We start from the raw sequence: 4,738 nt of genomic DNA, 5'->3' as shown, positions 1-4,738 counted from the left end.
ACGAAATTTTTATCCTCAATTTTCTGCCATCCTCGCTACGGGCGCTATTCTCGGAAAGGCTCCTAGCCGGACTTATTCAGCCTGCCACCAGGTATTGATAATCATGGGGTAATCCGTGACCACTTCCGGTCGCTTGATATTACTTTGGTGGGCAACTCTGACTTTGCCAAAGTACCAGAGCGGAATACCGTAGTGATTCCAGAGCAGCACCCGGTCAAGGCTGTGAATAATGGTTTCCAGTGCCTCCTGACTCTCGGCTCTTGGTATTTTCTCCAGCAGCGCATCAATCACAGGATTTTTTATACCAGCCAGATTCTGGGTATCGGGTATATCCGCATTACTGGAGTGAAAGTATCTGAAAAGTTCACTGCCTAATGAGAGTCCCAGGGGATAGGCATTACCAATGGTATCAAAATCCAGCTTTCTCACTCTCTGTAAATAGTTGCTGCTGTCGATGACCCGGTATTTCAGTTCAATACCGATGCTGGCCAGGTTCTTTTTAAATGGCAAAATAAGCCTGTCCGCCAGATGACTGGAGGTAATCAGCTCAAAAGTCAGCGGCTCTTGCTGCCGGTTGACCAGCTTGCCTCTCTTGAACTGCCATCCTGCTTCATTAAGTCGTGCGAGCGCCTGTTGCTGTTGGGCTCTTATTGAACCATCGCCTCTGGTTTTGGGGGATAAAAATGGCTGGTGGAACAGGGTATCAGGCAGTTGTGTGCGAAATGGTTCTAACAGTTCCTGTTCATGGGCTGAGGGTAGACCTGAAGCGGCGTATATGGAGTTTGGAAAGTAGCTGTTTGCCCGGGTATAGGCGTTTTCAAACAGTGTTCGGTTGCTCCACTCAAAATCCAGCAGATAGCCAATCGCTTCTCTTACCCGAATATCGTTAAAGGGAGCCCGGCGGGTGTTGAACACAATCATTGGACTGCCAATAATCATTTTGGTTGGAATTTCAGCCTTTATCACCTTGCCAGACGTGATGTCTGGAAAGTTGTAGGCTTTGGCCCAGTTTTTGGCAATGGGTTCGAAATAGAGGCTAAGCACCCCGGCTTTAAAGGCTTCAAAGGCCGTGGTCAGATCTCGATAGAAATAGAGAGTGATCTGATCGAAGTTGTATTTGCCTTGATTCACCGGCAGATCCTTCCCCCAGTAATCCTTAACTCGGGTAAACGTAACCGATGACCCTCCTTCCACATGGGTGATTTTGTAGGGGCCACTGCCCAGTGGCGGCGTCAGTTTGGATTTTTCGTTAAGCTCGTCTTTCCAGTAGTGAGCAGGCAGTACTGGCAGTTCGGCAGCACAGAACAGTTGATCTCTGTTGCCAGAACTCTTGAAGTGAAAGCGAACACTGTGTTTATCAAGAACCTCAACACGCTCAATGGGCTTAAGCTGAATCTGATATTTGACCGGGCCTTTGGTGCGCAGGTGCTCAAAAGAGAACTCAACGTCTTCTGCGGTAATCGCATGACCATCATGAAAGTGGGCGTTGGGGTGGAGGTTAAAGGTTATCCATTGGTTATTGTCAGGGTACTCCACTGATTCGGCAATCAGGCCATAAGCAGACCTGGTTTCATCGCCACTCGGGCTGTATGTGCCAGTACCCACCATCAAGGGTTCATTCAACCCCAGAAAGCCCAAAGTAAAAAATCGAAGGGGGGAGATTTGGGAGATGTGGGTTCCGGCTTGGGAATAAGGATTTAAAGTATCAAAGACACCAATGGCGGCAATGTTAAGTTTGCCTCTCTTTGGGGCGAGAGGATTGACGTAATCGAAATGCCTGAAGCCTTCCGGGTATTTAAGGTCATCAAAACGTGAGAGTCCGTGTGACTTGTGTGGGATGGGCACTGCTGCCATCACCAGCAAGCTGACAACAGGGACTAACACTGCCAGAAACATCAGGCTTTTCTGTTTCAAAGTCGCTCCTTTATCCAACCCACACTGGGATACTGGCTCAGGAAACTACAACAACAAATAGTAGCCTCATTCTTCCTGATCCAGTGCTGAGACTGCATTGCTATTTATGTGACCTGATCTTGAGAATCAGGCACTAAAGCCGAGAACTAACAGAGAGCCGATTGCCCACAGGCTGAAGCGGTTGATACACTGTTTTGATGGACTAACCGGGAAAATTTGGTGTGGCAATTATTCCTGGCTGAAAGAAGCAGAGTTAGCCGAACTTCCGTTAACGATTTATACCGGCTCTCACTTAAACTAAAAACTATTCAAGGAATCGGGACGACAATGAGACGCTTTGCTCTGGCAGGAATCCTGCTTTGTATGTCCTCTCTGGTACTGTCATACGACAGCCCGGTAAAGGCAGACTCCCCCAGCAGGTACACCGTTGAGAAAGGCGATACCCTGTGGGATATATCCACTACCTTTCTGGACAGCCCATGGTTATGGCCGGAAATCTGGCATGCTAACCCCCAGATAGAGAATCCCCACCTGATTTACCCTGGAGATGTAGTCAGTCTGGTTTATATCAATGGCCAGCCGAGGCTGATGATTTCCAGTCGTGGGAAATCTGGCCGAACGATTAAATTAAGCCCAAAAATCCGGGTGAAGCCCGGAGAGTCTGCAATCCCGGCGATTCCCTTGAGTGCTGTGCACAGTTATTTAAAAGGCGGTCATGTATTTGCCAGTGAGGAACAGCTGAATAACGCGCCTTATGTGTTTGCTGCGAAAGAAGGCAAATTGGCTTCAGGTGCTGGCGATAAAATATACGCGCGGGGAGATTTTGCCGGACAGACCCTGCGGTTTGATGTCGTTCGCCGTGGTCAGCAGATTGTTGACCCGCAAACCAATGAATTGCTGGGGCTTATTGGCATTGATGTCGGAACCATCAACTTGAGTCGTGTCAGGGAAGATGTTGCCTCCATGGTCGTGCAGGAAAGTAAAATGGAGATGAAACCCGGTGATCGAGTGGTCAAGCAGGATGCCAGCGGATTGGTAACGACGTTTTTTCCAAGAGCACCGGCTGCGCCTGTAGATGGTATAGTCACAGCTAACCTGAACAAGACGAAAAAGATTTCCAAGTTTGATACCATCGTTATCAACAAGGGGGTACGGGAGAGTCTCAGGCAAGGGGATATCCTGGCCGTCTACCGAAAGACACAAGAAGCCTTAGACCCATTTACCAATGAACAGGTCGCACTGCCATCAGAGAGAATAGGTTTAGTGATGGTTTATCGACCTTTTGAAAAAATGAGCTATGGTATTGTGCTATCAGCTAAAGAGGATATTGAAGTTGGCTATATCCTCCGGAGCCCACAACCATAAGTAACCATTTATTCAAAAAAAACCGGATGTTTACCGGGTGCTTCATTGGATGTGTGGCTTATTTGGAAAAAGCTGTTAATAACCAGAAGCGGTTAATAACCAGAATAAGCCACACAACTCCGGAAAGAGAATTCGATGATATACACTGATACAGACCAGAAGGACTGGTTACAACTGCTCCCCTGGCTAACGCTTTCCCTTATTCCAGGTCTGGGGCCCATCAAATCCAGCCAGCTTATCGACAAATTCCAACATCCCAGCCAGCTTTTTTCTGCATCATTTAACGAACTGAAGGGTATTATTCCGGAGAAGCTGGCCAGTTTGCTGGTCAATGCCCACAGAGACTCATCTATTCAGAAACAGTTGCACCTGACACAGGCATGGCTGCAAGCCAGCCAGGCTCATACCATTGTGACACCGGATTCCCATTTCTATCCCAAGGCATTGAAAGAGCTTCCTGATGCGCCGGTTGTGCTCTACGTCATTGGTAACAGACAATTAATCAGTGAGCCGCAGCTGGGCGTTGTCGGTAGCCGAAGGCCTACCCCAAATGGTCGCCGGGTTGCCCAGGAATTTTGTGAACACTTATCAAGAAGTGGTCTGGTGATTACCAGTGGTATGGCTTTGGGTATCGATGCGGCTGCCCACCAGGGGGCACTGGGTTGTTATGGTGCTACCGTGGCCGTGTTGGGTACCGGTGTGGATCAGGTTTATCCGGCAAGGCATAAGGACCTTTATCAGTTGATTGCCAGTCAGGGGGCCATCGTCAGCGAATACCCATTGGGAACGAAACCCTTTGCCGGTAACTTTCCCCGTCGAAATCGTATCCTGTCTGGTTTATCCCTGGGGGTGCTGGTGGTTGAAGCTGCACTGGAAAGCGGCTCTTTAATCTCGGCAAGGCTGGCAGCGGAGCAGGGGCGCGAGGTTTTTGCCATACCGGGTTCTGTGTTGAACCCGTTAAGTCGGGGATGTCATAAGCTGATCCGCGAAGGTGCAGTGCTGGTGGAAAGTCCGGATGATGTATTAATTGAACTCGCGCCACAGCTCCATAGTGTTATGAATGAATTCTCTCCACCGACGTCCAGTCGAAAAGAGACAGACCCTTTACGGCTTAAAGTTATTGAAGTGATGGGGTTTGACGTTGTCAGTGCGGATCAAATCAGCACACTGTCCGGAATTCCTTTTGCGGAGCTTTCCGTCGTGCTTACCGAAATGGAGCTTGATGGCGTAATAGAGTCCACATCCGGTGGTTTTATTCGTCTTGGCTGATTTGGTGGATCAGCGGAAAGTATTCGGGCTTTACGCTTCTGGCTGTTGCTTCTGAACTTCTCTTGCTAGACTGGGAGGCTGTCCGGGAATAGACTGCCCTACTGCGGTGGCAGCAAATTGGTCTAAAAAATCCGTTTTGTTCAGCAAATAGCCCCGCTATTCACTTCACAAAACGGAATTTTTATCCTCA

General features: G+C 48.8%; 3 protein-coding genes. 2 read left to right on the top strand and 1 reads right to left on the bottom strand.

The features are described 5' to 3' along the window. Positions 1-72: 72 nt before the first annotated feature. A complete protein-coding gene (locus KDK15_RS19585) occupies positions 73-1,914 on the bottom strand; it encodes an extracellular solute-binding protein (RefSeq protein WP_257297079.1) in 1,842 nt (613 codons plus the stop codon). 327 nt (positions 1,915-2,241) lie between these two features. Between KDK15_RS19585 and KDK15_RS19580 the strand changes: the two genes are divergently transcribed. Both KDK15_RS19580 and dprA read left to right on the top strand, forming a co-directional pair. After that, positions 2,242-3,279 (top strand): LysM peptidoglycan-binding domain-containing protein, encoded by a 1,038-nt coding sequence (locus KDK15_RS19580; protein ID WP_257297078.1) that lies wholly within the window; start codon positions 2,242-2,244, stop codon positions 3,277-3,279. Between the two features lie 135 nt (positions 3,280-3,414). After that, positions 3,415-4,548 (top strand): DNA-processing protein DprA, encoded by a 1,134-nt coding sequence (gene dprA, locus KDK15_RS19575; protein WP_257297077.1) that lies wholly within the window; start codon positions 3,415-3,417, stop codon positions 4,546-4,548. Positions 4,549-4,738 lie beyond the last annotated feature (190 nt).

Origin of the sequence: Endozoicomonas sp. YOMI1, from assembly GCF_024606345.1 — a bacterium.
Lineage (GTDB): Bacteria > Pseudomonadota > Gammaproteobacteria > Pseudomonadales > Endozoicomonadaceae > Endozoicomonas.
This window is presented reverse-complemented; position numbering and strand designations above follow the sequence as displayed.